At 39.3% G+C, this 24,534-nt stretch carries 21 protein-coding genes and 1 pseudogene; 11 read left to right on the top strand and 11 right to left on the bottom strand.

The window, feature by feature from the left end; genetic code table 11:
* Window positions 1-138 precede the first annotated feature (138 nt).
* The 4 genes and pseudogenes from acnA to GQR87_RS10695 all read left to right on the top strand — a co-directional run bounded on the left by acnA (window position 139) and on the right by GQR87_RS10695 (window position 5,292).
* Complete coding sequence (acnA, locus tag GQR87_RS10680; protein WP_158969169.1) at window positions 139-2,892, top strand: aconitate hydratase AcnA; 2,754 nt, start codon at window positions 139-141, stop codon at window positions 2,890-2,892.
* Window positions 2,893-3,054: 162 nt separating this feature from the next.
* Window positions 3,055-3,351, top strand: a complete 297-nt coding sequence (locus GQR87_RS10685; RefSeq protein WP_158966092.1) for a hypothetical protein — start codon at window positions 3,055-3,057, stop codon at window positions 3,349-3,351.
* Window positions 3,348-3,698: an IS66 family insertion sequence element accessory protein TnpB gene (gene tnpB, locus GQR87_RS10690; RefSeq protein WP_158966421.1), complete on the top strand. Its 351-nt coding sequence runs from the start codon at window positions 3,348-3,350 to the stop codon at window positions 3,696-3,698. Before GQR87_RS10685 ends, tnpB begins: the two co-directional genes overlap by 4 nt.
* Window positions 3,699-3,784: 86 nt before the next feature.
* A pseudogene (locus GQR87_RS10695) lies at window positions 3,785-5,292 on the top strand (IS66 family transposase).
* Between the two features lie 29 nt (window positions 5,293-5,321).
* Here the strand turns inward: GQR87_RS10695 and GQR87_RS10700 are convergent.
* From GQR87_RS10700 to GQR87_RS10715, 4 genes are all read right to left on the bottom strand, one after another.
* Window positions 5,322-5,537: a hypothetical protein gene (locus GQR87_RS10700; protein WP_158969171.1), complete on the bottom strand. Its 216-nt coding sequence runs from the start codon at window positions 5,535-5,537 to the stop codon at window positions 5,322-5,324.
* Window positions 5,538-5,669: 132 nt separating this feature from the next.
* Window positions 5,670-6,890 carry a magnesium/cobalt transporter CorA gene (corA, locus tag GQR87_RS10705; protein ID WP_158969173.1) on the bottom strand — a complete coding sequence of 407 codons (1,221 nt, stop codon included), beginning with the start codon at window positions 6,888-6,890 and terminating at the stop codon, window positions 5,670-5,672.
* 129 nt (window positions 6,891-7,019) lie between these two features.
* Complete coding sequence (glgP, locus tag GQR87_RS10710) at window positions 7,020-9,566, bottom strand: alpha-glucan family phosphorylase (RefSeq protein ID WP_158969175.1); 2,547 nt, start codon at window positions 9,564-9,566, stop codon at window positions 7,020-7,022.
* A gap of 157 nt (window positions 9,567-9,723) precedes the next feature.
* Window positions 9,724-10,191, bottom strand: a complete 468-nt coding sequence (locus GQR87_RS10715) for a c-type cytochrome (protein WP_158969177.1) — start codon at window positions 10,189-10,191, stop codon at window positions 9,724-9,726.
* 266 nt (window positions 10,192-10,457) lie between these two features.
* Between GQR87_RS10715 and GQR87_RS10720 the strand changes: the two genes are divergently transcribed.
* Window positions 10,458-11,450 carry a 2-hydroxyacid dehydrogenase gene (locus GQR87_RS10720; RefSeq protein ID WP_158969179.1) on the top strand — a complete coding sequence of 331 codons (993 nt, stop codon included), beginning with the start codon at window positions 10,458-10,460 and terminating at the stop codon, window positions 11,448-11,450.
* A gap of 25 nt (window positions 11,451-11,475) precedes the next feature.
* On the opposite strand, the gene GQR87_RS10725 is transcribed toward GQR87_RS10720, so the two are convergent.
* The gene (locus GQR87_RS10725) at window positions 11,476-12,165 is read right to left on the bottom strand and encodes a Crp/Fnr family transcriptional regulator (RefSeq protein WP_158969181.1); all 690 of its coding nucleotides are present in this window, start codon (window positions 12,163-12,165) and stop codon (window positions 11,476-11,478) included.
* Between the two features lie 313 nt (window positions 12,166-12,478).
* Complete coding sequence (locus GQR87_RS10730) at window positions 12,479-13,243, bottom strand: helix-turn-helix domain-containing protein (protein WP_158969183.1); 765 nt, start codon at window positions 13,241-13,243, stop codon at window positions 12,479-12,481.
* A 257-nt stretch (window positions 13,244-13,500) separates the two neighbouring features.
* Here GQR87_RS10730 and GQR87_RS10735 point away from each other — a divergent pair, with 257 nt between their 5' ends.
* The 4 genes from GQR87_RS10735 to GQR87_RS10750 all read left to right on the top strand — a co-directional run bounded on the left by GQR87_RS10735 (window position 13,501) and on the right by GQR87_RS10750 (window position 15,897).
* Entirely contained in the window at window positions 13,501-14,025 is a 525-nt protein-coding gene (locus tag GQR87_RS10735) for a GNAT family N-acetyltransferase (protein ID WP_158969185.1), read from the top strand.
* Between the two features lie 97 nt (window positions 14,026-14,122).
* Window positions 14,123-14,374 (top strand): YdcH family protein, encoded by a 252-nt coding sequence (locus tag GQR87_RS10740; RefSeq protein ID WP_158969187.1) that lies wholly within the window; start codon window positions 14,123-14,125, stop codon window positions 14,372-14,374.
* Between the two features lie 39 nt (window positions 14,375-14,413).
* Window positions 14,414-14,869 (top strand): hypothetical protein, encoded by a 456-nt coding sequence (locus tag GQR87_RS10745; RefSeq protein WP_158969189.1) that lies wholly within the window; start codon window positions 14,414-14,416, stop codon window positions 14,867-14,869.
* Window positions 14,870-15,114: 245 nt separating this feature from the next.
* Window positions 15,115-15,897, top strand: coding sequence for a hypothetical protein (locus tag GQR87_RS10750; RefSeq protein ID WP_158969191.1), 783 nt, complete (start codon window positions 15,115-15,117; stop codon window positions 15,895-15,897).
* Window positions 15,898-15,978: 81 nt separating this feature from the next.
* Here GQR87_RS10750 and GQR87_RS10755 read toward each other — a convergent pair whose 3' ends face one another.
* The 5 genes from GQR87_RS10755 to glgC form a co-directional block, all read right to left on the bottom strand.
* Window positions 15,979-17,115 (bottom strand): ABC transporter permease, encoded by a 1,137-nt coding sequence (locus GQR87_RS10755; RefSeq protein WP_158969193.1) that lies wholly within the window; start codon window positions 17,113-17,115, stop codon window positions 15,979-15,981.
* Window positions 17,108-18,298: an ABC transporter permease gene (locus tag GQR87_RS10760; RefSeq protein WP_158969195.1), complete on the bottom strand. Its 1,191-nt coding sequence runs from the start codon at window positions 18,296-18,298 to the stop codon at window positions 17,108-17,110. The genes GQR87_RS10755 and GQR87_RS10760 overlap by 8 nt, the downstream gene beginning before the upstream one ends.
* A gap of 24 nt (window positions 18,299-18,322) precedes the next feature.
* On the bottom strand, window positions 18,323-19,297 hold the full coding sequence (locus GQR87_RS10765) for an HlyD family secretion protein (RefSeq protein ID WP_158969197.1): 975 nt from the start codon (window positions 19,295-19,297) through the stop codon (window positions 18,323-18,325).
* Entirely contained in the window at window positions 19,294-20,721 is a 1,428-nt protein-coding gene (locus GQR87_RS10770) for a TolC family protein (protein WP_158969199.1), read from the bottom strand. Before GQR87_RS10770 ends, GQR87_RS10765 begins: the two co-directional genes overlap by 4 nt.
* 154 nt (window positions 20,722-20,875) lie before the next feature.
* Window positions 20,876-22,201 (bottom strand): glucose-1-phosphate adenylyltransferase, encoded by a 1,326-nt coding sequence (glgC, locus tag GQR87_RS10775; protein ID WP_158969201.1) that lies wholly within the window; start codon window positions 22,199-22,201, stop codon window positions 20,876-20,878.
* 654 nt (window positions 22,202-22,855) lie between these two features.
* Here glgC and GQR87_RS10780 point away from each other — a divergent pair.
* Both GQR87_RS10780 and GQR87_RS10785 read left to right on the top strand, forming a co-directional pair.
* Complete coding sequence (locus GQR87_RS10780) at window positions 22,856-23,638, top strand: hypothetical protein (protein WP_158969203.1); 783 nt, start codon at window positions 22,856-22,858, stop codon at window positions 23,636-23,638.
* Window positions 23,639-23,654: 16 nt separating this feature from the next.
* Entirely contained in the window at window positions 23,655-24,506 is an 852-nt protein-coding gene (locus tag GQR87_RS10785; protein ID WP_158969205.1) for a mechanosensitive ion channel family protein, read from the top strand.
* Window positions 24,507-24,534: the final 28 nt, after the last annotated feature.

Genomic DNA, 24,534 nt, shown 5'->3' on the forward strand with positions numbered 1-24,534 from the left:
TAAGCCTAGCGGCTGTAGCCGATTCAATAATTTTTTAAGGATCGCTCCATAAATTTAACATTTGCTATGCTAGTGTATATACAGACACAAAACTTACCATGCTACATATAGATACCTTGTTAATGGAGAAAAGTACTAATGACCAAATCAATACAGTCTTTGCAACAACTTAAAATAAATGGTGACCTCTGCAACTATTATAGTTTTGATGGCTTAGCAGATAAGTACGACCTTTCACGTTTACCTTTTGCTGCCAAAATTCTGTTGGAAAATTTATTACGTCATGCCGACTCTGATTTTGTTCAGCAAGAAGACATTGAAACCTTAGCTAAATGGGATGTTGATAACTGGCAAGACACCGAAATTGCGTTTGTGCCTTCCCGGGTCATTTTACAAGATTTTACAGGTGTACCGGCTGTAGTTGATTTGGCGGCTATGCGTGATGCCATTGTTAAAATGGGCGGCGCAGCAGAAAAAATCAACCCAATGAATCCGGTAGAATTAGTGATTGACCATTCTGTGATGGTAGACGTATTCGGTCAAGCCAGTGCCATGGAACAAAATACAGCCATAGAGTTTCAACGTAATCATGAACGTTATCAATTTTTACGCTGGGGGCAGCAAAGTTTCGATAACTTTAAAGTGGTGCCACCGGGTCGCGGCATAGTGCATCAAGTAAATCTCGAATACTTAGCCCGAGTGGTGTTTAACAAAACAGACGAAAACAACCTACTTTACCCAGATACCTTAGTGGGTACCGATTCACATACCACCATGATTAATGGCTTAGGCGTTTTGGGTTGGGGAGTTGGCGGTATAGAAGCTGAAGCAGCGATGCTAGGTCAACCGGTGACTATGTTATTACCAGAAATTGTCGGCTTTGAGTTAACTGGTAAGTTACCTGCCGGTACTACTGCCACTGACTTGGTTTTAACTGTCACTGAACAGTTGCGGGCCGCTGGTGTGGTAGGTAAATTTGTCGAGTTTTTCGGTACAGGGTTAAACGAATTAACTTTAGCTGACAGAGCAACTATCGCCAATATGGCTCCCGAGTATGGTGCGACCTGTGGAATTTTTCCTATTGATCATCAAACAATTGATTATCTAAAACTAACCGGACGAGACAGCGAACATATTGAGCGTATTCAAGTCTATTTAAAAGCGATGGATATGTGGGGAACTGAGTCGCAACAAAATGCGGTTTATCACAGTCGCTTATCATTACAACTTGAAACAGTTGTGCCTTCTATTGCTGGCCCTAAAAGACCACAAGATCGTATTTCACTGGACCAAGCCGGTAGCGCCTATCGGGACTGGTTAAGTTTACAGGCCGGTGTTAAACAAGGTGGTTCACAACAAGATCTTTCAAATCAAGAACAAAATGGTTTTGAAAGTGAGGGCGGGCATTCGTCGCCTTTGATACCTACTAGTCATGGTGATTCAGGTGTACCTTGTGAGTATAACGGGAAAGAATTTTTACTCAAACATGGTTCCGTTGTTATTGCCGCAATTACCAGTTGTACTAATACTTCAAACCCTTCTGTATTAATTGCAGCAGGATTGTTAGCGAGAAATGCTCGTCAGCGAGGTTTAAATGTTAAACCTTGGGTAAAAACCAGTTTGGCACCTGGCTCTCAAGTGGTCACTGATTATTTGCAAAAGTCTGGGCTAAATGAAGATTTGGATGCACTTGGTTTTCAATTAGTTGGATACGGTTGTACTACCTGCATTGGAAATTCAGGTCCTTTGGCTAACGAAATCAGCCAAGCAATTCATCAAGGTGAGTTGTCTGTTACTTCAGTTTTATCAGGTAATCGTAATTTCGAAGGACGTATTCACCCAGAAGTACAGGCTAATTATTTAGCTTCCCCTCCTTTAGTGGTTGCTTATGCATTAGCGGGTAATATGAAGATAGATATTACGACTGAGCCTTTAGGTAATGATGCTGCAGGTAAACCCGTTTATCTTCATGAGATCTGGCCCGATACACAAGAAATTAAACAAGTAATCTGCAACGTTATCAACAGCTCTATGTTCACGTCACGTTATGCTGATGTTTATAGTGGTAATAAAGAATGGCAGGAAATGGACGTTGTACAAAGTCAAAAGTATGATTGGCCTGATTCTACTTACGTAAAATTACCACCATTTTTCGACAAAATTACTGCAAACGTACCGCAAATAAGCAATATTGAAAATGCTCGATGTTTGTTAAAGCTAGGTGATAGTGTCACCACAGATCATATCTCGCCAGCTGGGTCCATTGCTCTTGATAGTCCAGCTGCGGACTATTTAAAAAGTGAAGGGGTAGCAGCCAAAGATTTTAATTCTTATGGCTCTCGGCGTGGTAATCACGAAGTCATGATGCGCGGTACCTTTGCCAATGTACGTTTACGTAATTTGTTAGCGCCTGGTACCGAAGGATGTTGGACTAGAATGATGCCATCGGGTGAAACCGTCAGTGTATTTGATGCCGCGATGCAGTATCAACAACAGAATATTGCCTCAATTGTATTAGCAGGCAAAGAATATGGTACTGGAAGCTCACGGGATTGGGCCGCTAAAGGGCCAGCATTATTGGGTGTTAAAGCAGTCATTGCGCAAAGTTATGAACGTATCCATCGTTCTAACTTAGTGGGTATGGGAATTTTGCCATTACAGTTTATGCCAGGTGAAAGTGCCGATTCGTTAAATTTGACCGGTGAAGAACTATTTAATATAGCTGCAGTGAGTGCCAAACAGAAAACGGTAAAAGTGTCGGTGATAGCAAAAGATGGTAGTGAACATTCATTTGAAACGAAAATCCGTATTGATACGCCGAATGAATTTAGTTATTACCAAAATGGCGGCATATTGCATTATGTATTGCGTAATTTAGCGGCTGCAAACTAACCATATCTCAAGTTTTATTCAGAACAGAACAGGCTGTATTTGGGCCTGTTCTTTATATACCAATACTTTACAATCGATTAAACGTAAGCGTCCGGTAAACCACACCTAGTCATTAAGGTTTGTTAATTTGAAAATACCTTCCCATTATTAAGGAGAGGTATTATGAAGCATAGAACACTAGATGAGTGGCGAGAGTTGATTTCCCAACAACAATCAAGTGGCTTAGCCATTATTGATTTCTGTCGAGAGCACAGGCTTAGCACATCGAGTTTTTATAAATTTCGTGGGCAATTACAACAACAAAATCGTGAGCCAAAATTTCTAAAGGTCAGTAAGCCCACTGTTGATACTAAGGTTCAGTCTACAATTTTGCTCACCTTTGGTGAGGTGTCTTTATCTTTTTCCTCAACTTGCGAGCCTGCTTGGTTAGCAAATTTCGTCAAGGCGTTGCAATCATGAAAATGTTCGTTGAGCCAGATGACATATATTTACACTTATCGCCCATCGATTTTCGTAAATCCATCAATGGTTTATTGGTGATGGTAGAAAATGAGTTGAAGATGAATGCGTTTACCGGTGCTTTGTTTCTGTTTTGTAACAAGAAGCGAGATAAATTGAAGTGTTTGTACTGGGATAAAACCGGCTTTGCATTATGGTACAAACGCTTGGAGAAACATAAGTTCAAGTGGCCTAACGATATGGAACTGAGCCATATGCATTTAAGCGAACAGCAACTTCACTGGCTATTATCTGGCTTTGATGTGATGGGTCATCAGCCATTGCAATACCGTGCCTCTGGCTTATAACCGCAGATCATAAGCAGCGATTAACGATCACGAATTGGTCTAAATAAATTAAGGTTATCAATGGGTTATTGAGAGATAATAACGGTATGCCTATTGATATCACCTCTCTCCCAGATGATCCAGCAGCACTCAAAAAGCTGTTGTCTGAAGTTGTTGCCCGTAACCAGTTCTTAGAAGAGCAGTTCCGCTTGGCTCAACAAAAACAGTTTGGTGCCAGTAGCGAAGGCTATCCTGGTCAAGGTGAATTGTTTAATGAAGCGGAAGAGCTGGTTGAACAATCCGAAGTTGAGCCAGAGCAAGAAAACATCAGCTACGCCCGCAATAAACCTAAGCGTAAACCGTTACCAAACAACTTACCTCGTGAAGTTGTAGTGCACGATATTGCTGATGAAGATAAAGTCTGCGCTTGTTGTCATGGTGAATTACACAAGATAAGCGAAGATAAAAGTGAAAAGTTGGAATTCATCCCAGCCCAAGTCAAAGTGATTGAACATATCCGTCCCAAATATAGCTGCAGGGCCTGTGAAAAGATGGGATAAGCAATCACATCAAACAAGCCCTGGTACCGAATTCTGTTATCCCTAAAGGCTACGCTACTCCAAGTTTACTGTCCCAAATCATCAGCAGTAAATATCAATATGGTTTGCCACTGTATCGCCAAGAAGCCATGTTCAAACAATACGGGATTGAACTAAGCCGTAAAACCATGGCCGATTGGGTGATAAAAAGTGCTGACATCCTGCAAGTACTGTATGACAAGCTCAGGCAAACCTTATTACAGCAATCTGTTATTCAGGCCGATGAAACCACGTTAAAAGTGGTAAACGAAGACAAAGCGACCAGTTATATGTGGTTATATGCCACAGGCGCCGACTCGCCAGAAGGAAAATTAGTCAATGCAGACATACCCAATATCGTGCTGTTTGATTACCATAACAGCCGAAGTGGCCAATGCGCAGTAGACTTTTTAGGGGCGTACTCAGGCTATCTGCAAGTAGATGGTTATGCGGGTTATCATAAAACCCAAGCCACACTTGCAGGCTGTTGGGCTCATGCGAGACGTAAATTCGTAGAAGCCAAAACTGCGCAAGGCAAGAAGCCAAGCGGCAAAGCCGACTGGGCCCTGAATCACATTCAAAAGCTGTATCGAATTGAAACCAGTATAAAAGACAAGTCTATTGATGAACGCTACCAAACACGGCAAGAAAAAAGCCTACCGTTACTTAAGCAATTTGAACAATGGCTGATAAAGTCAGAACAACAAGTACTGCCCAAAACTAAACTGGGCGAAGCAATTACCTACTGCTTAAATCAATGGGAAAAATTAACCGTTTACCGCAAAGATGGCAGATTAAGCATCGATAACAACCGTGCTGAGCGAGCCATAAAGACCTTCGTGATAGGCAGAAAAAACTGGTTGTTTAGTCAAACAGCCAAGGGCGCAAAGGCCAGCGCAGTTCTCTACTCAATTATCGAAACTGCCAAAGCCAACGGCCTCACGCCCTTCGATTACCTAAATCATCTGTTAGAGCATATCAGCCAACCGGATTACGACATCGAAAACCTATTACCATGGAATACCAATAACAACTAGGTGGGATCACCGGACGCTTACGATTAAACCTACTTTTTAACATCAATACCTTCAAGCATGGCTATGATTGTGTGGTTGTTATTTAATTTAGCGAGGTCAATGAGATAACTTTTTTCAATATCTTGCATTGGTTGCTTGTCCAGTAATTCTTTGACCAGTTGTTCTTCACTATTTGCTATAGCGGTTTTTAAGGCGGCAAAGGCTGCGATAGTATGTTGATTCAGTTCAGTATTATTAGTTTTCATTATTTCTCTGCATTAATTATTTAACCTGTATAAGTTCACAATCTAATTATTAAGTTACCGTGATTTATTATATTTAACTGATGACACAAACAAAAATATGCAGACAATTTATCCGCAAAATGTTGTTAGCCATTAATTATTTGCAAACCAGCCCTTATACTTAAAATAAAGTAACATGCCAGCAATGAGTATGATGAAAGATCCCCAAACGGCTGGATAAGCCCAAGTCCAACTTAATTCAGGCATAAACTGGAAATTCATGCCGTACACGCCGGTTATAAAAGTGAGTGGAATAAATACCGACGCCATGATGGTGAGCACTTTCATGATTTCGTTCATACGATTTGAGACTGCTGACATGTATAGGTCAGTAAGGCCGCTGGCCATCTCCCGATGTGACTCAATTATTTCAACAATCTGAATAGTATGTTCGTAAACATCTCGTAGGTACGGCCGTGTTGTATCTTCTATCCTGCCGCCCTCCTCTCGATATAACTGATCGATAACCTCTCTAGTCGGCCAAACAATTCGTCGCAACATTGCCAGTTCACGTTTCATGGTATGAATCCGATGTAACACTGCTGGTGACGGATTTTCTAATGTAATTAGTTCCAGCTCTTCTAGTATGTCTCCATACTGCTCTAACACTGGAAAGCAGTTATCAACTAAGGCATCCAGCAAAGCATATAGCAAATAACCAGAATCTTTTTTACGAATCCGTCTATTCTCGGTTTGTAACCGATTGCGAATAGGTTGCCATACATCTCCTGGACTTTCTTGAAAGGTAATAAGTACTTTGTCATATAAAAATAAACTGACTTGTTCTATATCAAGTTGCGGGTTGTCTAACGTTTCATCATCTTGCGGAGTGACAAGTTTAAGCATACGTAATACAACAAATAGATGGTCATCGAAAAATTCTATGCGGGGTCTCTGGGGAATATGTAGAACGTCTTCAGCAATTAAGGTATGAAAAGCAAAATGATGTTGAAATAAGTTAATGACATAAGGATCCGTTTTGCTGATATTTAACCATCTGACCGAAACCCACTCTGGAAGTGGCTTTTCGAGAAATTCATCGAGATTAGTCACCTCTCCTGTTTCAACTCTTGTGGCTGAATAATCGATATAAGTGATAATCACAGTTCCGGGTTTAGGCGGTACTAGGGTCGCTGCGATATGTTCAATACCTGGTAATTCCCCCGGTGTAGTACGGTGATTGTTTTTATCGGCTAAACTTAACCTAGAGACATCCAATGACGATTTATGTTCTGGTATTACGCTATTCACTACAGAACGGGCCCCCCCAAATGCCAGATGTTTATTTTTAGGTGCCTTGCTAGTGACTTTCATATTCTGCTCACCTTTTTTATTGCTTAGACATTTTTTATTTATATAACGTCCCATGAGAATCTGTAAATGTACAATCAGATAACATCAAGAATACGGTTTAATATAATATAGCTTAATAACTTTACAATATTAATGCTCCCACATAATGTAATTTAGTTCTAAAGGAGATGAGATTTGGTTATTTAAAGGAATTATTCGCAGTGTATATTCGGTTATTGCTTGGCGTGCAGGAATAGTCCTGCGGTACAAAAAAGCACACATAGGATCATCAGGAGTTTTGATACATTGCATTGTGTATCGTAATACATCGGAACTGCCTAAAATATTTGCATACAGTTCAACTTTCACATCCTCTGGTGTTAGGCCATTTAGTAATAGGTTTGCGGCAAATAAGTATTGTTCGCCTTCTTGTCTTGCAGTAATGCCATCTACTCTCAATCCGGGCCATTTATATGCAATGTTTTGCTGCCAACTAGCTATTTGTGTTGCCAACTTCCCTTTATTGGCTGTTCGAGCTCTAAAGGTCTTTGCTGCAGGAATATAACGTTGTTCTGTGTATTCACGTACTACTCGATTGGTGGAATATTGAGGAGTGAGTCTTGCCATACTTTGGCGCATACGTGTGGTCCAATTAATTGGAATACCGTTAATATCTCGGTCATAAAATTCAGGAATGACTTCTTGTTCGAGTAAATCATAAAGCTCTTCAGCTTCTTTGGCATCCCAAGTTGGATCATCGCCGTGTTCTTCTCCGTCACCTAGCGCCCAACCAATATCTGGTCGATAAGCTTCAGCCCACCAACCGTCTAGTTCGGACAAGTTAAGGCCACCGTTGACTAATACTTTCATGCCGCTGGTTCCACTTGCTTCCCAAGGGCGCTGCGGGGTATTAAGCCACACATCGACACCAGCAACCATTTGTTCACTTAATAACATGTTGTAATCGTTAAGAAAAATCACATGCTGGCGTACTTGGGGTTGACGTATAAACTGTACCCATTGTTTTATCAATGCCTGCCCAGCCAAATCTGCTGGATGTGCCTTACCTGCTAAAATCAGCTGTACTGGGCGTTCTGGATTAGTTAATAACCGCAATAAACGAGCAGGGTCATGTAATAATAAATTCGGTCGTTTGTAGGTTGCAAATCGCCTTGCAAAACCTAAGGTTAAAATTTTAGGGTTAAATAAATGTTCCGCTTCGGCCGCATATTCGTCTGTTGCACCTGATGCGGCTAGTTGCCGTCCAAGATGTTCTCGGATATAAGTAACAAAAGTTTGGCTAGCCGCGCTACGAAAATGCCAAAGTTCTGCATTTGATACAGATCTAATTGATTTTCCTAGATTATCAATCGTACCTAACCAACGATCTTTGCCACATGCTTTTGTCCATAATTTATCGGCACCGGCAGAATCCCAACTGGGTGTATGCACGCCATTCGTAACATGCTCTATTGGAACTTCATCTATTGGCCATCGAGGAAATAGTCGAGAAAATAACTGTCGACTGACTTTGCCATGTAATGCACTTACCCCATTAATCGCCCCGCTACCTCTTATCGCCAAATAAGCCATGTTAAAAGCTTCGGCTGAGTCGCTAGGATTTTCTCGTCCTAGCGCTAATAATTCTGTTGTTGAAATACCCAACTGGGTATTTGCATAATCACCCAACCACTGTTCAATTAAAGCCGGTGAATAACGGTCAAAACCCGCCTCTACTGCGGTATGAGTGGTAAAGACATTACCGGCTCGTGTGGCAGCAAGTGCAGTGGCAAAAGGTAGTGTATTTTTTACCATATACTCTCGAGCTCGCTCCAGAATAGCAAAAGAGGCATGTCCTTCATTCAAATGACAAACTTCTGGCTCAATACCTAGTGCACTTAACAAACGCCATCCGCCGATCCCAAGCACTAGTTCTTGGGTTAGGCGCATTTCATTTGTACCGCCATATAGTTCACTGGTAATAGCCCGAAAAGGTGGATAATTGGCCGAATCATTACTATCTAACAGGTACAATTTCACGCGACCAACCTGAACCTGCCATGCTCGTAACCAAATGGGATGTCCTGGTAGGTCTAGCTTAATACGTAACCATTCTCCATTCGGGTAACGCAAAGGTGAGATGGGTAATTGTCCTGGGTCATTGTAGGGATAAACAGCTTGCTGAGTGCCATCGTTATCGATCAACTGACGAAAATAGCCTTGCTGATATAAAAGCCCTATGCCTATCACTGGTGCGCCTAAATCACTTGCGGCTTTGAGTTGGTCACCAGCCACATTGCCAAGTCCTCCAGAGTAGATGGGTAAAGAATCACTAAGCATAAACTCCATACTAAAATACGCGACTGTAGTTAACTCAGAATTATTATGGTTTTGTTGAAACCAGCCAGGTCTTTTTGCAGCTTCACGTTTGGTTTGAATCAATTCATCAAGTTGGCTACGAAATATAGGATCTGCTAATACCTTGCTAATTTGGTCACGAGATACAGTTTGTAATAGACCCCAAGGATTATGAGTCAGTGCCCAAAGTTCAGGGTCAAGTTGCCGCCAAATATTGTCTGCTGCATGATTCCATGACCAACGGAGATCTAACGCGAGCTCAGCCAATGTTTCAAAACCATCTAATTCAGTTGGCACTTTATTCACTAACGCAGAATGGCTGGGGAAATGTTTGTCCATATTATTTATCCATATTAGATGACCATTAATAAAGTAATGGAAGATTGTTTATTGATATTTACCAATTCAACATCTGAAATAAAGGCCGGCAGAAATACGCAAGTTAGTTTATCTTTTTGTTCTGCACGATCATTTTAATGTTTACTTGAGAGCCTAATCACAACATTCTATACACACCATATGTTGTGTAATTAACAGGTTTAACTTGGTATTTAGGTTGTAAAAATGTGACTAAATCAATAAGTTCCTGCACTGTCATTACGTCATTAAAAACCCGCATTTTTGAACGCCCATCATCGTTAGTTAATTTTTCTTTAATTGAGTTATTTCTATGAGCTAACTTATGAGAAGGATTGATAACTGAAGTAACTAATTGAGCATACGTTTTAATTGTACTTGTGGTGCCTCCTAAAGGAATTGGTGTATCAAATTCTTTGACTAATGCCTTATCTTCGTAGCCGTCTAAAACATGGCAAGCTTGGCATTGATAATGAATAAACACCTTTTCACCCTGCAATAAGTCACCTTTTGGTAAACTGAAACCTATTGGCGAATCTGGGCTATAACGACAAGCACCCAGAACAGAAATCAAAATAATGCAAGTAAACACTATTAACATTTTCATGTTGAACTCTTACCCTTGTTTGTAGACTGAGTATTAACATAATTGAAAAGTTTGACTAAGTAGACAAATGGCGTGGTATTTATTGATAAGGATCAAATTTTAAGTAAAAACAATCATTGTCGAATTTTGTGACTAATTTCAGGTCATTAATAAAGCAATCTAAAATCATTAGTTTGACCTGTATCAAACTTATTTTAGCTATAAAGAGTAAATTAACTATTGAGTATCAATTAAGTTTTTAGATTAATTAAACTGAGGATTGCAATATGAAAGTCGGAGTATTTAGCAGTAAATCATATGACCGAGAATTTTTCAGTGCTCGAAATAGGAATTTAGGATTTGACTTAGGTTTTTTGGATATTGCTCTTAATAAAGAAACCGTAGAACTTGCAAGGTACTTTGATGCTGTATCTGTTTGTGTTGATGATTTGGTTGATTCTTCGGTTCTCAGGGCATTGAAATCCTTTGATATACATCATGTTGCATTAAGGTGTTCGGGCTTTAATAACATTGATCTTAAACAGGCACATAAATTAGGCATTGGTGTATCACGTGTTCCTAATTACTCTGCAGAATCAGTGGCTGAACATACACTCGCAATCATATTGGCATTAAATAGAAAACTATTAAAAGCTGGCAACAGAGTACTGGACAATAACTTTGGAATTGAAGGTTTATTGGGATTTAATTTACGTAATAAAACAGTTGGTGTTGTAGGAACAGGAGCCATCGGCCTAACTCTGGTGAAAATTCTATCAGGTTTTGGTTGTAAAATTTTGTGTTACGACCCAGTACAGTCAGCAGATGTGACTGCACTTGGGCATAACTATGTGAGCCTACAAGAGTTGATAAAAGAGTCTGATGTGATCAGCTTACACTGCCCACTGACTGAAGATTCACAACATATGCTTGATCATGAAGCAATACAAAATATGAAAGACAAAGTGATGATAATCAATACGTCTCGCGGTGGTCTGATTAACACTCAAGCTATTATTTCCGGACTGAAGAGTAAAAAAATTGGTTATCTTGGGATCGACGTATATGAAATGGAGTCTGAATTAGCTAATAATGACCTTATTTGTGAAAAAATCCCCTTAGACACTTATCAAAGACTCGCTACTTTTCCAAATGTATTAATCACCTCTCATCAAGGTTTTTTTACATCTGAGTCACTAGTGCAAATTGCCGATACCACACTAAGGAATTTACAATATTACTTTGCAGGAAAAGTCTGTGATGAAACATTTTTGTTGTAACGAACAGGCTATAATTTAGCTGATGTTAGCGTAAACGCTCTGTTTCATTTTTGACAACTTTATAGCATTCACATGATTGAGTTTCTAAGCGTGAGCGGTCGATTATACTAATATGACCGCGTTTATAATGGATGATACCTGCCTTTTGAAGTTTAACTGCCGCTTCTGTGACGCCTTCTCGTCTGACGCCTAGCATATTGGCAATCAGTTCTTGAGTCATAGTTAAATCGTTACCGGGTATACGATCTAGAGACAGAAGTAACCAGCGACATAGTTGTTGGCCAATACTATGGTGACGGTTACAGACCGCAGTTTGCGCTACTTGGGCAAATAAAGACTGAGTGTAACGTAACAATAATAAGCGGATGTCGGGGTGATTTAAGAATTCGTTTTGTAGCTCAGTTGCGGATAACCGATATGCCTGCCCTGCACTTTGCACTACTGCTCGCCTAGGTGTACTTTCTCCTCCCATAAAAACAGCTATGCCTACCATTCCTTCGTTGCCAATAATAGAAACATCAGCTGATGAACCATCCTCCATTACATATAATAAGGAAACAATACTATTGATAGGAAAGTATACATATTGCAATTTTTCGTTCGCTTCAAAGATCACCTTTCCCCGTGGTAAATCCACTAATTTAAGGTGCGAAAATATGCGTTGTTGTGCATCGGTGGATAAAGCATTAAGAAGCTTATTATTTTGTGGAGTCATTGTAGACTGATCTCTTCAACTGTTTAATGGCATGCATAACAATCTTTGTTACAGGTCATTTTACTGTTATTAACTAACCTGAGTTCTGGATAAGAAGTATCGTTCAACTTAAGTATTATCCTGGTAATTCAATAACTTACCAATATTTACTCAAATTTCTCAACCTAAAAGCTCACTCGGTGACGAAATTTTTGTGTATAGCAAGGCGGATTGTCGTACGTAATAACGTGTTATTGCTAGACAATCCAACGCCGCTAGGCACAAAAAGAGCGTTACCGAGAGGTTCGGCTTATCCAGTATTCAGGTTAAATAGCTAAGCTGAGGCTCGATAAAGGTCAAGTTTACTGTTGTTGACCTCTGGACTGTGTAAATAATCAGTACCGTATAAACAATTAGTTAAAGCAGATACTTGGTTAATAGTGATCATTCGCTGATTAATGTCAATAATGCCCTTTTCTTGAAATTTCCCCAAAACCCTACAGACAGTTTCTATGGCCATTCCCAAATAATTCGCTATATCGGTGCGTGTCATACTGAGTAAAAATTCTGAACCTGATTGCCCTCTATCAATAAAGTTTGTTGATAAATCGAGCAGGAACTTGGCTAGTCGTTGCTCTCTTGTATATACACTGTAACAAATTGACATTGCACTATTTGCAATCAACTCGCTGCTCATAACTTTCAATAATCTTTGATTAAAATCATCTGAATTTTTCAGTAATATATTAATTTCATTGACACTAATAAAACAAATGCTACTGGTTTCTAAGAACTCAATGCTTTTACTGTGGTGACCATTTGCAAAACCATCTAGTCCCATAATTTCCCCAGCAAAATGAAATTTTGAAATATGCTCATCACCACTTTGACTGGGCGCTAAAGCTTTGGCTGATCCAGAACGGATAACATAGATACCTAAAAATTCATCACCAGCTGAAAATAATGTGTTTTTTCTATGATAAATTCGATGGGCGTTAGTTAATCGGCAATTAGATTGCTGCAAATTAGAGCCAAGACATACATCTGAAATATGGCATGTTTTGCAAGGATGTGAATGAACTAAGGAAACTGTAGACATTATAACTTGCTCCAAACGAAAAACTGAAAGCAACCAGAAGCAAATTTGCAGCCAGCTGTTTTACTTGATTGTATGTTAGGAATACAGCTTATCTATGACTTTGCACTTACTCTATTGGAGGTTCCTCGTATACAAATGTGGTAAACCCGTAGTTACATTAAAATCCATGTAATTAACTATTTATTGATCTAGCTCAACATACTCGTTATTAAATCATTTTATACTTAAATTAATACATCAATAAATATGAGAAATTTATGTTAGCAATAGATACGGTTCCACATTCACACCATATTATCGACGGTACCGAGATTACTATCAGGCCATTCAGTCCTGCCGATATCAAGTTAGAAGAAGATTTTTTTCATAACTTGTCGCCTATCACTAAATATTTTCGATTTATGGAAGGCATAAGAGACGTTTCTCCGGCAATGTTAAAACAACTTTGTGATATTGATGGAAAACACTCTATGGCTTTTATCGCGACAATAAAAGGCTCGAATGGTGAAATACAAATTGGCGTGAGTCGCTACGCGTGTGGTACGAGTGAAACCGAAAGTGAAATGGCAATAACCGTAGCAGACCAATGGCAGCATAAAGAAATTGAAATATTGCTAATGAAACCATTATTAGAATATGCAAAAAATAATGGTCTACATAAACTGTATTTTTATGAGTTTTCTGAAAATACGGCAATTCGTAAATTAGCTAAGGAGCTTGGAATGACAACTAAAGCAGATCCTGATGATCCACAGTTAGTTACCTATTCTTTGCACATTTAATAGGAACACCACAGGGTTCTGTGCAAGATGTCATCGTCAAGTTATGCCAATAACTTTTAACATATAAAGTTAAATCAACCATTAAAAGGTAATATTTATGCAAATAGAAAAACACTCTCTATTAAAAGACTTTCCTGAGCATCATCATACAATTCGCCATCTTAAAATGCATGATGCCCATTTTACTAAATTGTTTGATAGTTATCATGAGTTAGAACATGAAGTACATAACATTGAAACAAGTAATTCTCCTGTTGAAGATGATTTTATTGAATCACTTAAGAAAAAGCGGTTACACCTTAAAGATGAATTATTAAGCATTATTAAAACAACAGAACAAAAACTATAAGCTAACTGTCTAATAAACCCCTGAGGGAGGTAACTGAGCATGACAATATCTAGTAAAGTCATTTTTATCACAATAATAAGCTCGATAGTATTATTAGGATGTACCAGCCAAAATACTCCAGCTCTTCGCAAAGTCACCTACCCTGCTAATTTTAAATACACAGAGCGTAAAGATTTGCGCTCTGACATGCATGAGTTAGCCATCCAAATGGGGGGTCTTGATAAAGCTCTACTTAAGCCTTTGCAACAAAGTCCAATTGAAGTTGAACAACAAAGAACACAAGTTCTGAGTGCACTTAAGAATATGGAACGCATTGCTACAAACTTAAAATCTGGGAATAGCGGCGCTAACCATCCTTTTATGGAAGACTATATGCAAGTTTTTGTAGCCCAAATCGATGAAGCGAGAGTAGCCGCATCCTTTGAACAGCCACGTTACTACTTTGCCGGGAAAGTGGCTGGAGCATGTGCTAATTGTCATAAAATAAATAGATAAATATTTTTAATTAAGCATGACTATGAATAAGTAAAGCAGCCAGTCGGCTGCTTTTTTCGTAGATTTAATTTAGCTAATTTATACACTGCAACCAGAAACGTAATACTGTGGATTCAAGTTGCTGGTGCCATCACCTTTAAAGTCTACGTACTTTCCACATTTGGGTAGGTAAAACACCGAATAGTATTAGATAAAATTCTGAGTAACTATACTTTTACATCATCTAACTTTTTAGGGATATTCCCATGAATACGAAACAGCAAGTAAAAGAATTACAAGAAAGCTATCAAGCAATGGTTGATCATGTTGAACAATTTGTGGTGAAAGAAGGAAAAACATTACAACAGGCTTTTTTAGCGGCAGAAGAAAAATTGTCAGAAACCAAAGATATTAGCAAAGAAAAAATCCTGCAAGCGAGCAAAAATCTCAAAGAAAATTTACAGTTATGGAGTGATGCAGTAGATAATGTGAGTGATGCTTATAAAGCACAAATAGAGTTTGATTTAGCCTATGTTAACAATTCGTTATGGGACAAATTAAAAAGTGTGGCTAATTCCACTACAGCGGAATTATATGAATTCACACATAACCTAAAGCAGAACAGCCAAGCAGTCATTACCGATGACCATGTGTCTATGCATCAAGAACATAAACAATGGGGTTCTGAACATGCTTTATGGCTTGATGAAATCGAGTTATGGAAAAAAGATCATAACAAAGCTCTTAGTAAACTCTCAGCAATAGAAAAAGCACTGCAACAACATTCTGCATCATTGGCTGAGCATGCACAGGTTATTGAAGCTCATGCTAACAAAGATCACGAACATGAAAAAACAATGGCAAATGTTGAACAAGATCCAAGTAGTAAAACTTTTAAGCTTGCAGACGAAAAAGAAATAGCCATGCATAAAAAAGAACAACAAATTCATAAACAACACGCTAAATTTCACCATGCAGTGAAAACCCATCATTTTAAAATATTAGCGATGATCAATATGCTGTATAAAGAAATTAATAAAATAGAATAATCTGTCATCTTTATTTAACCAGAGATAAAACCAAAGTTTATTCATATCTAAATATCCCCACAAAAATTGCTAATTTGGGCGCTACTTCTTAAAGGGTAGCGGCCAGTTTTTTCTTAACATAATCATGATCAACATTGCTATCAGTAACAACAAAAGACTAATAACCTCAGGTAAAACTTGCACCAATGAAGCGCCCATCTGATCAACATTTAGTAGAGCTTGAACACTAGCTGTGCTTGGTACTAAAAAGCTGAGTGCAACTAAAGGTTCGGGGATTGACTCCACCGGCCAAGCAAAGCCCGCTAGAAAAATAATAGGGATAGAAGTGGGTATCAAATGGATAACTGCTTGCTCTCGATAACGGAACCAAGAACCAATGACCACTGACCATGCAGCAGCGGTTAGAGAAAATATCAAAACGACAGTTAACAAATCTGGCAGTTGACCAAGATGCGGATAATCTTCACGCCAGTACACTATTCCGATGTAGTACAGTGTATTAAGTAGGCAAATAGTAGCAGCAGCGAAGACTAAACCTAATCTATTTCTGCAATATTGCATATTAAATGGCGCGCCAGATTGTCTCCATGTACCTAACAACATACAAATACCTAATAATAAGGTTTGTTGCAGTACTATGGCGGCCACCGCCGGCACGACATAAGTTGAATAACCCCCGGTTTTATTTGACGCTGCACGTAACTCTAAACGAACAGGTCGACTTCGTTCCATTGCCTGTTGTGATGAAACAGAGGTTTTCATTTCATGCTTAAGTTTAAGCTTATCCGATAGAGCTTGAGAAGCTCCAACAAAACCAAGTAGCTGGCCACGATTGAACATAAAGTAGGCGCCATTGCCCAAAACAATGGTTTTAGCCACTGTGCCACGCAGAAAATCTTTGCGAAACCCCCTTGGAATAATCAAACCACCTTGTATATCACCATCCCATAATGCTTGTTTTATTTCCCTTGTATCATTGACAACTCTTGTCACTTTAATATCAGGACTTGCATTGGCTAAACGTATCAATTCACGACTCAAACTAGTGTGGTCAAGATCAGCAATAGCCACGGGGATATTACGCACTACTTCAGGGCTGTATGGAAAGGGATAATATATTGAATAGACAATGGGCCCTATAAGAACGAGTAAAAGTACATTACGATCTTTAATAATCGCCACTAAGGAGCACCAATAACTGCGCCAAAATCTAGCCACAATTAGCCCCTATCCTGATGGTTTCATTACGCCTGCGGATTCGACCAATAGCAAATGGAAGTGGTAACAAAATAAAGCACAACAGAGTAAGGATTTCTGCCATCGAACTACTAACCGGCGCACCTATTTCAGCTTGTTCTATTTGCAAACGCAGCAAAGTTTTGATTGGCAATAGATAAGTCCACAATTGAGCCATTAAAGGCATGGAATGTTGCGGAAAAGTGATACCTGCATAGGCAAAAGCTGGTGCAGTAAAAAACACTGTAAGAGACAAAGCTGTGGCTAGTACCTTAGTTAAAGCCACAAAAAGAAGACCTAACACAATATAAGCACAGATCATTAATTCCCAGCCGACTACAAGTAAAGTTAAACTGCCTGTCACTGGCCAACCGGCAATACCAAAAAGCCAAATCAAACAAGCGATACCAATCATTGAGGCCAACATAAACACGGGTAACACTTTAGCAGCAAGGGTACAATAAATGCTGCCTCCTGAAGCTAGCCATTCAACACTTGTTTGGTCGCGAAACTCCTTACCTATAACAAATACGGTCCATACCATAACGAATACCTGCAACATAGCAGGTAATAAACTAGCGACCAAAAAGTATTGGTAATTTTGAAAAGGATTAAACAATGTTCTTAGTTCAGTTTGTAATGGTGAAAACTGAACACTAGCGGCTAGACCACTTGCTCCACGTTTGGCCAGTGATGTCATTTCTACACCAGCAGACATACTGGCGGTTATCAGGCGCAAGCTTTTTAAGATGGTGCCTGAAATTGTTAAGTATTGACCACTGTGCCAAGCTAGTATTGTTGTTTGCTTAGCTTTTTTTATGTCTTTGCCAAATCCTTCAGGAATTAACACTAAAGCATAAATTGACCCCTGCTCAAGGAGTTCACGACCTTCAGTAGTCGAAGTAAGTTTATCAACTATGTGCATCTCTGGTGACGCATTTAACATTCGTATATAAGTACGAGAAACACTGGAAGCGTCATTATCTATTACTGCAATAGGTAAATTAGTTAAGGTGCCAGATGAAAATATCCAAGCAACAATAATCATACTGGCGCTTAAAATAATCACGGCAAGAAGGCACTCCCTGCCACTATTTCGATAATATTGTAGTTCGCGTTTTAATGACCTGATGAACCCCGGTTTATCTTTCGGATGTTCTTGCATCTGATATTGCCTCTTTGCTATTTTCTAGTTAATTGCAAGTAAAACGCTCATACCTGGGCGCAGTCCATCAACTAACTTATCAGGTCGCATTTTTACCTCAAAAGTCTTAATGTCATAGCCATCCGAATAACGTGTAGCACGCCATGTAGCAAACTCAGCTTGTGGTGAAATATAATAAACAGAGAGAGATATTTTCTGGTCTCCCAGTGCCGGGACCGAACCAGTTAATTGGGCTCCCATTTTAAAATTTAGCAAATGATCTTCACGAACATTCAATACTACCCAAGCATCTGAAAGATCAACTATGGTAATCACAGGAAATCCTGTCGGCGCCAATTCACCTGGATCAACTAATACTTGTGATACTTCTCCAGACATTGGTGCAATAAGGTGTGTTTCTGAGGTAAATGCTGAAACTTCAGCAATAACCCCTTTAGCTTGAGCAACCACTGCTAGTGCTGCTGCTTTGTCTTCTCCTCTAGCTCCATTCAAGGCCATATCGTATTGTGCACGTGTGGCAGAGGCGGCATCTGCGGCAGTCCTAGCATTAGTTGATGCTTCATCATGTTTTTGCTCTGATATTAAGCCCTCCTGGAATAGAGAATCAAAGCGCTCAAAGATTTTTTCCGCAAGCTCTGCTGCTGACTCTGCCCTTGCCCACGCATACTTCAACATACGGATTTCTTCTTCCCTTGCACCTGTATTGGCTTTGTTACTGATGGCTAACGCTGCATCTCGTCCGGCGTTGGCCTGAGTCATTTTAGCTGTCAGTTCTGGGCTATCTAATTCGAACAGAAGATCACCTGTGGCAACATGATCACCTTCTCGAACTAAAACCTGACTAATTCTGCCTGCTATTTTTGCTGCAACATCCACTTCTCTAGCTTCGACTTGTCCTTGAAAAACCAAAGGTAAAGGAGCTGATATTGTTGACATACCGTATCCAAGTACGACAACAACCGCTATGGCCATGACCGTCAAAATGGCCTTATATTTCATTGTGCTTTCTCCTCAATTGACAGCCTAATGTCTGCTCTAGCGACGTAATCTGTAAAGTTTGCTATCTGACCACTTGCTTCTAATAAATCGACCAGTGATAATACAAAATCATAGGCAGCGACCGCACGTTCAGTTTCAGCTCTTGCTACTGCAAGTCTTGCATCTACAACATCTAAGGATGTGCCCAAGCCTTCTGTAAACAAACGTTCCCTTAAATTGAGTGTTTCTTGTGCCAGTTCGATACTGGATGCTAACAACATGAATTGGTCTCGTGCCCGCTCGACTGAGCGATAACTTTTCTCGATAAAGGTTGCGATGCCCATAGCCACTTCTCGTTCAAGGGCACTGACTCTTTGTATCTGTTGTTCTGCGGCGCTAACCAGCCGACTTCGATTATATCGATCAAATATTGGATAAGAGATATTAACCCCAACCACCCAATCTGGTTCGAGTAACGGCAACGGATTGGAAAAATCAGCATCCTCCTGAACTAAGTTATAACTACCATATGCAACAACTGTTGGCTTCCAACGGGCCTGTTCAATCACTTTTCCTTGCTCAGCTTGTTTGTGTTTTGCCCGCAATAGCGCAAGTTGACTATGGCCTGTGTACCCAGCATTAATAAATTCCGTAAGTGGTGCGAGTGGACGACTTAACACAAACAATTGAGTAAGTGGCTCGATGGCTTGTTCACTTTTTAACAGGCGGCGTAAAGTGACATTGGCAATACCATAATCGGCACGGGCTTGTTCTAGGTTGCGGCGAGCCTCATCAAAGGCAACTTGTGCATGTAAGCGTTCAACTTTGGATAATATTCCCTTGGCTTCAAATCGTGTTGCCTGATGCAAATGATGCTTTACTCCTGCGAGAACATCTTCACGTATCCTCAGCACACGTTTGGCTAACAAATGCCCAAAGTATACAGTTGCCAGCAATTTTTCTTGATGTTCAATAGTACCTGTACGTTCAGCTTCTGCTAAAGCAATACCAGCATCGGCAAAGCGCCGTGCAGCGTTATTTCGACCGCCGGTATATAGCAACCAGCTTGAAGTAATCGAAGCGGCTGGATTAACAGAATTAAAATCAAGATCTACTGAGCTAGGAGTATATTGTTCTGCCCCTGGAATTAACTGACCTGCGACTTGTTGCAATGGCTCAATATTTAACTCACGCTTTAATCCGTAAGCCATTACCCCTGCGGAAATACTAAGCGTCGGTAAATCTAAACTATCAAGTGAATGGCGGCGTTCTCGTTCGCTGTTTACTTGATAATTAGAAGCATGAATGGCATCTGATTGTAGCCGCAGCCTTTGCCGAGCTTGGGCATAAGAAAGCGCATCGTCAGCATTTGCGAAAGGTATTGATGTAATGTTAATACATATAGTAATGGCAAACAGGCTAACTATATTTTTCGATAACATCATCTGTTTACCCCTCATTATTTTGGGTAAACAAAATCTGTTCGCATTTTATGCGCTGAAGCTGGGAATACCAGATAACAGCAATGTACAGAATTGATAAAAATTTGCTCATGGTATATCAGCATTAAACTATTCGATTGTTACGCTCGAAAAATTACTATGCAATCATCCTTACGTTCGATTCTTTATTGGCATGATCAGATTGATTAATAGAATCAAGGCTTGAATTTAATTTGGCTAACATTTCTTTGGTTACCAACACAATCCCGCCTTTACTAATTCGAAATCCTCTAGCCATATCTAGTTGTTTATCTACGCCGATATTCATACCGTCAGGAATGTGACAAGCCGTGTCAATAATTGCTTGCTTGATATGCACATTACGACCGATTTCAACTTGCGGAAGAATAACGGATTGTTCAACTTTACTATAAGAATGAACATGAACATCGGAAAATAGTAATGACTGATTGATTTCAGCACCTGAAATTATGCATCCTCCGGAAATACTTGAGTCGACAGCATAACCACGACGTTGCTCATCGTTAAAAATGAATTTAGCCGGAGGTGATTGTTTTTGATAAGTCCAGATGGGCCATTCTTGATCATATAAGTTCAATTCAGGGGTGACACTGATCAAATCAATATTAGCTTGCCAATATGAATCTAAGGTGCCTACATCTCGCCAATAAGGGGCAATTTTTGGTTCTTCCGATTGAAAACGAAAGGCCTGAACTTGATGACTATTAATGGCGGCTGGAATGATATCGTGGCCAAAATCATGTTGAGACTCAACTTTTTGAGCGTCTTCAAGTAAGCATTCAATCAAAAATTCAGTACTGAATATATAGTTGCCCATTGATGCCAGGGTACAGCCTGGTTTATCTACAAGAGGACGGGGATGTGTAGGTTTTTCATGAAAATCAATGATCCTATTTTGTTCATTGACTGACATCACACCAAAGGCGCCAGCTGCATCTTGAATAGGCATCTCAATACAGGATATAGTCATGTCGGCACCACTTTTAGCATGCTGAACCAGCATGTCACCATAATCCATTTTATAAATGTGATCACCAGCTAACACCACTACATATTTAGGGGCATGTTCTCGAATGAATTCGATGTTTTGATACAAGGCATCAGCTGTGCCTTCATACCAGTTTGATGAATACTGTTGAGACGCAGGTAATAATTCGACAAATTCGCCTAACTCTCTATTTAGATGGCCCCATCCTCGTGAAAGATGTTGCAAGAGTGAATAGGCTTTGTACTGTGTCATCACCCCTATCTTGCGTATACCAGAATTGACACAATTTGATAAAGGAAAATCAATGACTTTAAATTTACCACCAAAATGGACTGCAGGTTTAGCCTGGTTTTGGGTGAGTTCGCATAATCGACTGCCTTTGCCACCGGCTAAGATCAGGGCGAGAGTATCTCGGGTTAAATTACTGACATAACGATTATTTGAAGTAACCATTGTCCTTTCCTTTTAATATTAACGATACAAAATTTAACTTAAGTTCAGATCGGGAATATAGATAACCACTATTATTGCTACCAATGCATATTTTTCCCGTGAGTACATCAGGTGAATCTAGATGCGGTAGTAGCATACATTTTTCACCATTTTTTAGTTATTAGTAATACTTCGTAACTGAATGTGGAATATACGTAGAGACGTGATATTGAGAATATGGTCAAGATTTAGCGGCAATATCGAAAGCCATAATACATATTCAATATGATTAACAAAATTCTATTGATTGCTTGAGAATATGTGGCATTCTTCATGAAATCTTCATGAAAATAATGATCAGGTAAACGTAACCCAATAGCCAGCTGTCTATGTATAAAGTCTTGGCAAAATCACAGCCTAAAAATACATAGTCTAAAAATTGAATGCTATATATTTGTAGACGTCGGTAAGCCATTTTATTGGTCTTTAATAAATGACTTTCTCAAATAAACAATAATCAATTGGAATACAAAAAATATCCAATGTGCAGTGAAATATGACTTCCTTATTGTATGCCAGATCTATCAGCTTAAATTTAGGTTTGTTGCAATTTTTAACCCTTTCAACGTATTGTATTTTTTATCAAAAACTGCGTTGACGAAAAGAGTGAAGCGAATGAAAAAATGGTGGGGAGATATAGGTTTTAAACTAAATGAGACTAAAACTTGGAGAATTGGTAACCGTAAAATTTCGGTCCAACGAAAAGGGGCAGAATGGATCATTTGGAATGAAGAAACTCAGCAAGAAAGCTTTGAGCAATTGATACTAGAAGACGGGGTTTCGGAACTTTCTACTGACATTCAACCCAAAAGATATTTAGTTGAAAAAACCGCAGATTTTATAAAAGCCTTACCGCTATTGGCCAATCGTTCAGTCATAGTTCGGCCTAGTTCTACTTTGAATATCCTGCCTGGAGAAAAAATTGAACTGTTTGTTAGTTCTCCATTATGGTTAGCATTTTATAGCCAAAATAATAAATTACCCATAAGTGATCTACCCTTTTGGTTGCCTTCAGATTCTTGGTTTGGTCCATCAACTATGGTGGGTGAGTTATGTTATTCAAAATATACCGATGCCAGAGTGACTTTAGATAATATTCAGAAACGTTCTCATAGAGCAATCACTAGCATCAGCATATCCAATGAACATGATGAATTATTGACTATAGATAGGATTAGCTTACCTATCCCGTTTTTAAATCTTTATGTGGATGCTACAGAACAGTTTTGGACAGATAAGGTGTGTTTAATTCATCATTTAGATGGTGATCGTCCTTCTTTTAATATTAAAAACTTGGCAAAAGAACGAGACAAGTCGACTATTTCACTGGTATCAACAGCTCGCGAAAAAGCAGATGAACATACCTTTATGCGTTCAATTAGAAGTTTAGTGGCTTAATACAGGAAACCTCAAAGTGGAAGAAACCAGTGCAACCCTAAGTTTGATGCAGCAATTCCATGTCTTTGCTATTGGCAAAGGACTGTTAATACTCGTCATTGGTTATTTACTCGCTCGATTAGCTAGAAATGGTGTTGGTCGCCTTAAAATTGCCCATTTAACTCCTCACAGCATGATCCTATTTAAAAGGGTGGTGTTTTACGGAATTTTAGTGCTTACCTCGATTTCTGTGATGAAAGAACTCGGATTTGATTTAAGTGTAGTGCTTGGCGCAGCTGGTATTTTTAGTGTGGCAATCGGTTTTGCTTCACAAACATCAGCGTCAAATTTAATTAGTGGCTTATTTTTAATGATGGAAAGGCCTTTTTCTATCGGCGATGTAATACGGGTAGAGTCAACTACAGGGGAGGTTATCTCCATAGATTTGTTGTCGGTGAAAATTCGCACATTTGACAACTTATTTGTGCGTATTCCTAATGAATCTATGATCAAAACCCAAGTCACTACCTTAACAAGATTCCCCATACGCAGGGCTGATCTACAAATTGGTATTGCCTACAAAGAAGATATAGAACGAGTAAAAGAAGTACTCAGCCAAGTTGCAGCAAAAAATCCACTTTGTTTGGACGAACCAGCACCGTTATTTATTTTACTTGGTTTTGGTTCATCATCGGTAGATATTCAATTCTCAGTTTGGGCGAAAAGAGAGAATTTTCTGACCTTAAAAAATAGTATGTATCAAGAAATTAAAAAGACCTTCGATGAACAAAATATCGAGATCCCCTTCCCTCATATCAGTTTGTATTCTGGTGAAGCGACTAAACCTATACCTATAGTTATGGAGCAAGATAACCATGAGCAGTTGTAAGCTAATAATTGTCCATATGCATAGTTTA

This window comes from Paraglaciecola sp. L3A3 (assembly GCF_009796765.1).
Lineage (GTDB): Bacteria > Pseudomonadota > Gammaproteobacteria > Enterobacterales > Alteromonadaceae > Paraglaciecola.

Excerpts from the sequence above, each read along its gene's own strand:
- acnA (WP_158969169.1), top strand. The coding sequence starts at position 139 with ATGACCAAATCAATACAGTCTTTGCAACAACTTAAAATAAATGGTGAC.
- GQR87_RS10685 (WP_158966092.1), top strand. The coding sequence starts at position 3,055 with ATGAAGCATAGAACACTAGATGAGTGGCGAGAGTTGATTTCCCAACAA.
- tnpB (WP_158966421.1), top strand. The coding sequence starts at position 3,348 with ATGAAAATGTTCGTTGAGCCAGATGACATATATTTACACTTATCGCCC.
- GQR87_RS10700 (WP_158969171.1), bottom strand. The coding sequence starts at position 5,537 with ATGAAAACTAATAATACTGAACTGAATCAACATACTATCGCAGCCTTT.
- corA (WP_158969173.1), bottom strand. The coding sequence starts at position 6,890 with ATGAAAGTCACTAGCAAGGCACCTAAAAATAAACATCTGGCATTTGGG.
- glgP (WP_158969175.1), bottom strand. The coding sequence starts at position 9,566 with ATGGACAAACATTTCCCCAGCCATTCTGCGTTAGTGAATAAAGTGCCA.
- GQR87_RS10715 (WP_158969177.1), bottom strand. The coding sequence starts at position 10,191 with ATGAAAATGTTAATAGTGTTTACTTGCATTATTTTGATTTCTGTTCTG.
- GQR87_RS10720 (WP_158969179.1), top strand. The coding sequence starts at position 10,458 with ATGAAAGTCGGAGTATTTAGCAGTAAATCATATGACCGAGAATTTTTC.
- GQR87_RS10725 (WP_158969181.1), bottom strand. The coding sequence starts at position 12,165 with ATGACTCCACAAAATAATAAGCTTCTTAATGCTTTATCCACCGATGCA.
- GQR87_RS10730 (WP_158969183.1), bottom strand. The coding sequence starts at position 13,243 with ATGTCTACAGTTTCCTTAGTTCATTCACATCCTTGCAAAACATGCCAT.
- GQR87_RS10735 (WP_158969185.1), top strand. The coding sequence starts at position 13,501 with ATGTTAGCAATAGATACGGTTCCACATTCACACCATATTATCGACGGT.
- GQR87_RS10740 (WP_158969187.1), top strand. The coding sequence starts at position 14,123 with ATGCAAATAGAAAAACACTCTCTATTAAAAGACTTTCCTGAGCATCAT.
- GQR87_RS10745 (WP_158969189.1), top strand. The coding sequence starts at position 14,414 with ATGACAATATCTAGTAAAGTCATTTTTATCACAATAATAAGCTCGATA.
- GQR87_RS10750 (WP_158969191.1), top strand. The coding sequence starts at position 15,115 with ATGAATACGAAACAGCAAGTAAAAGAATTACAAGAAAGCTATCAAGCA.
- GQR87_RS10760 (WP_158969195.1), bottom strand. The coding sequence starts at position 18,298 with ATGCAAGAACATCCGAAAGATAAACCGGGGTTCATCAGGTCATTAAAA.
- GQR87_RS10765 (WP_158969197.1), bottom strand. The coding sequence starts at position 19,297 with ATGAAATATAAGGCCATTTTGACGGTCATGGCCATAGCGGTTGTTGTC.
- GQR87_RS10770 (WP_158969199.1), bottom strand. The coding sequence starts at position 20,721 with ATGATGTTATCGAAAAATATAGTTAGCCTGTTTGCCATTACTATATGT.
- glgC (WP_158969201.1), bottom strand. The coding sequence starts at position 22,201 with ATGGTTACTTCAAATAATCGTTATGTCAGTAATTTAACCCGAGATACT.
- GQR87_RS10780 (WP_158969203.1), top strand. The coding sequence starts at position 22,856 with ATGAAAAAATGGTGGGGAGATATAGGTTTTAAACTAAATGAGACTAAA.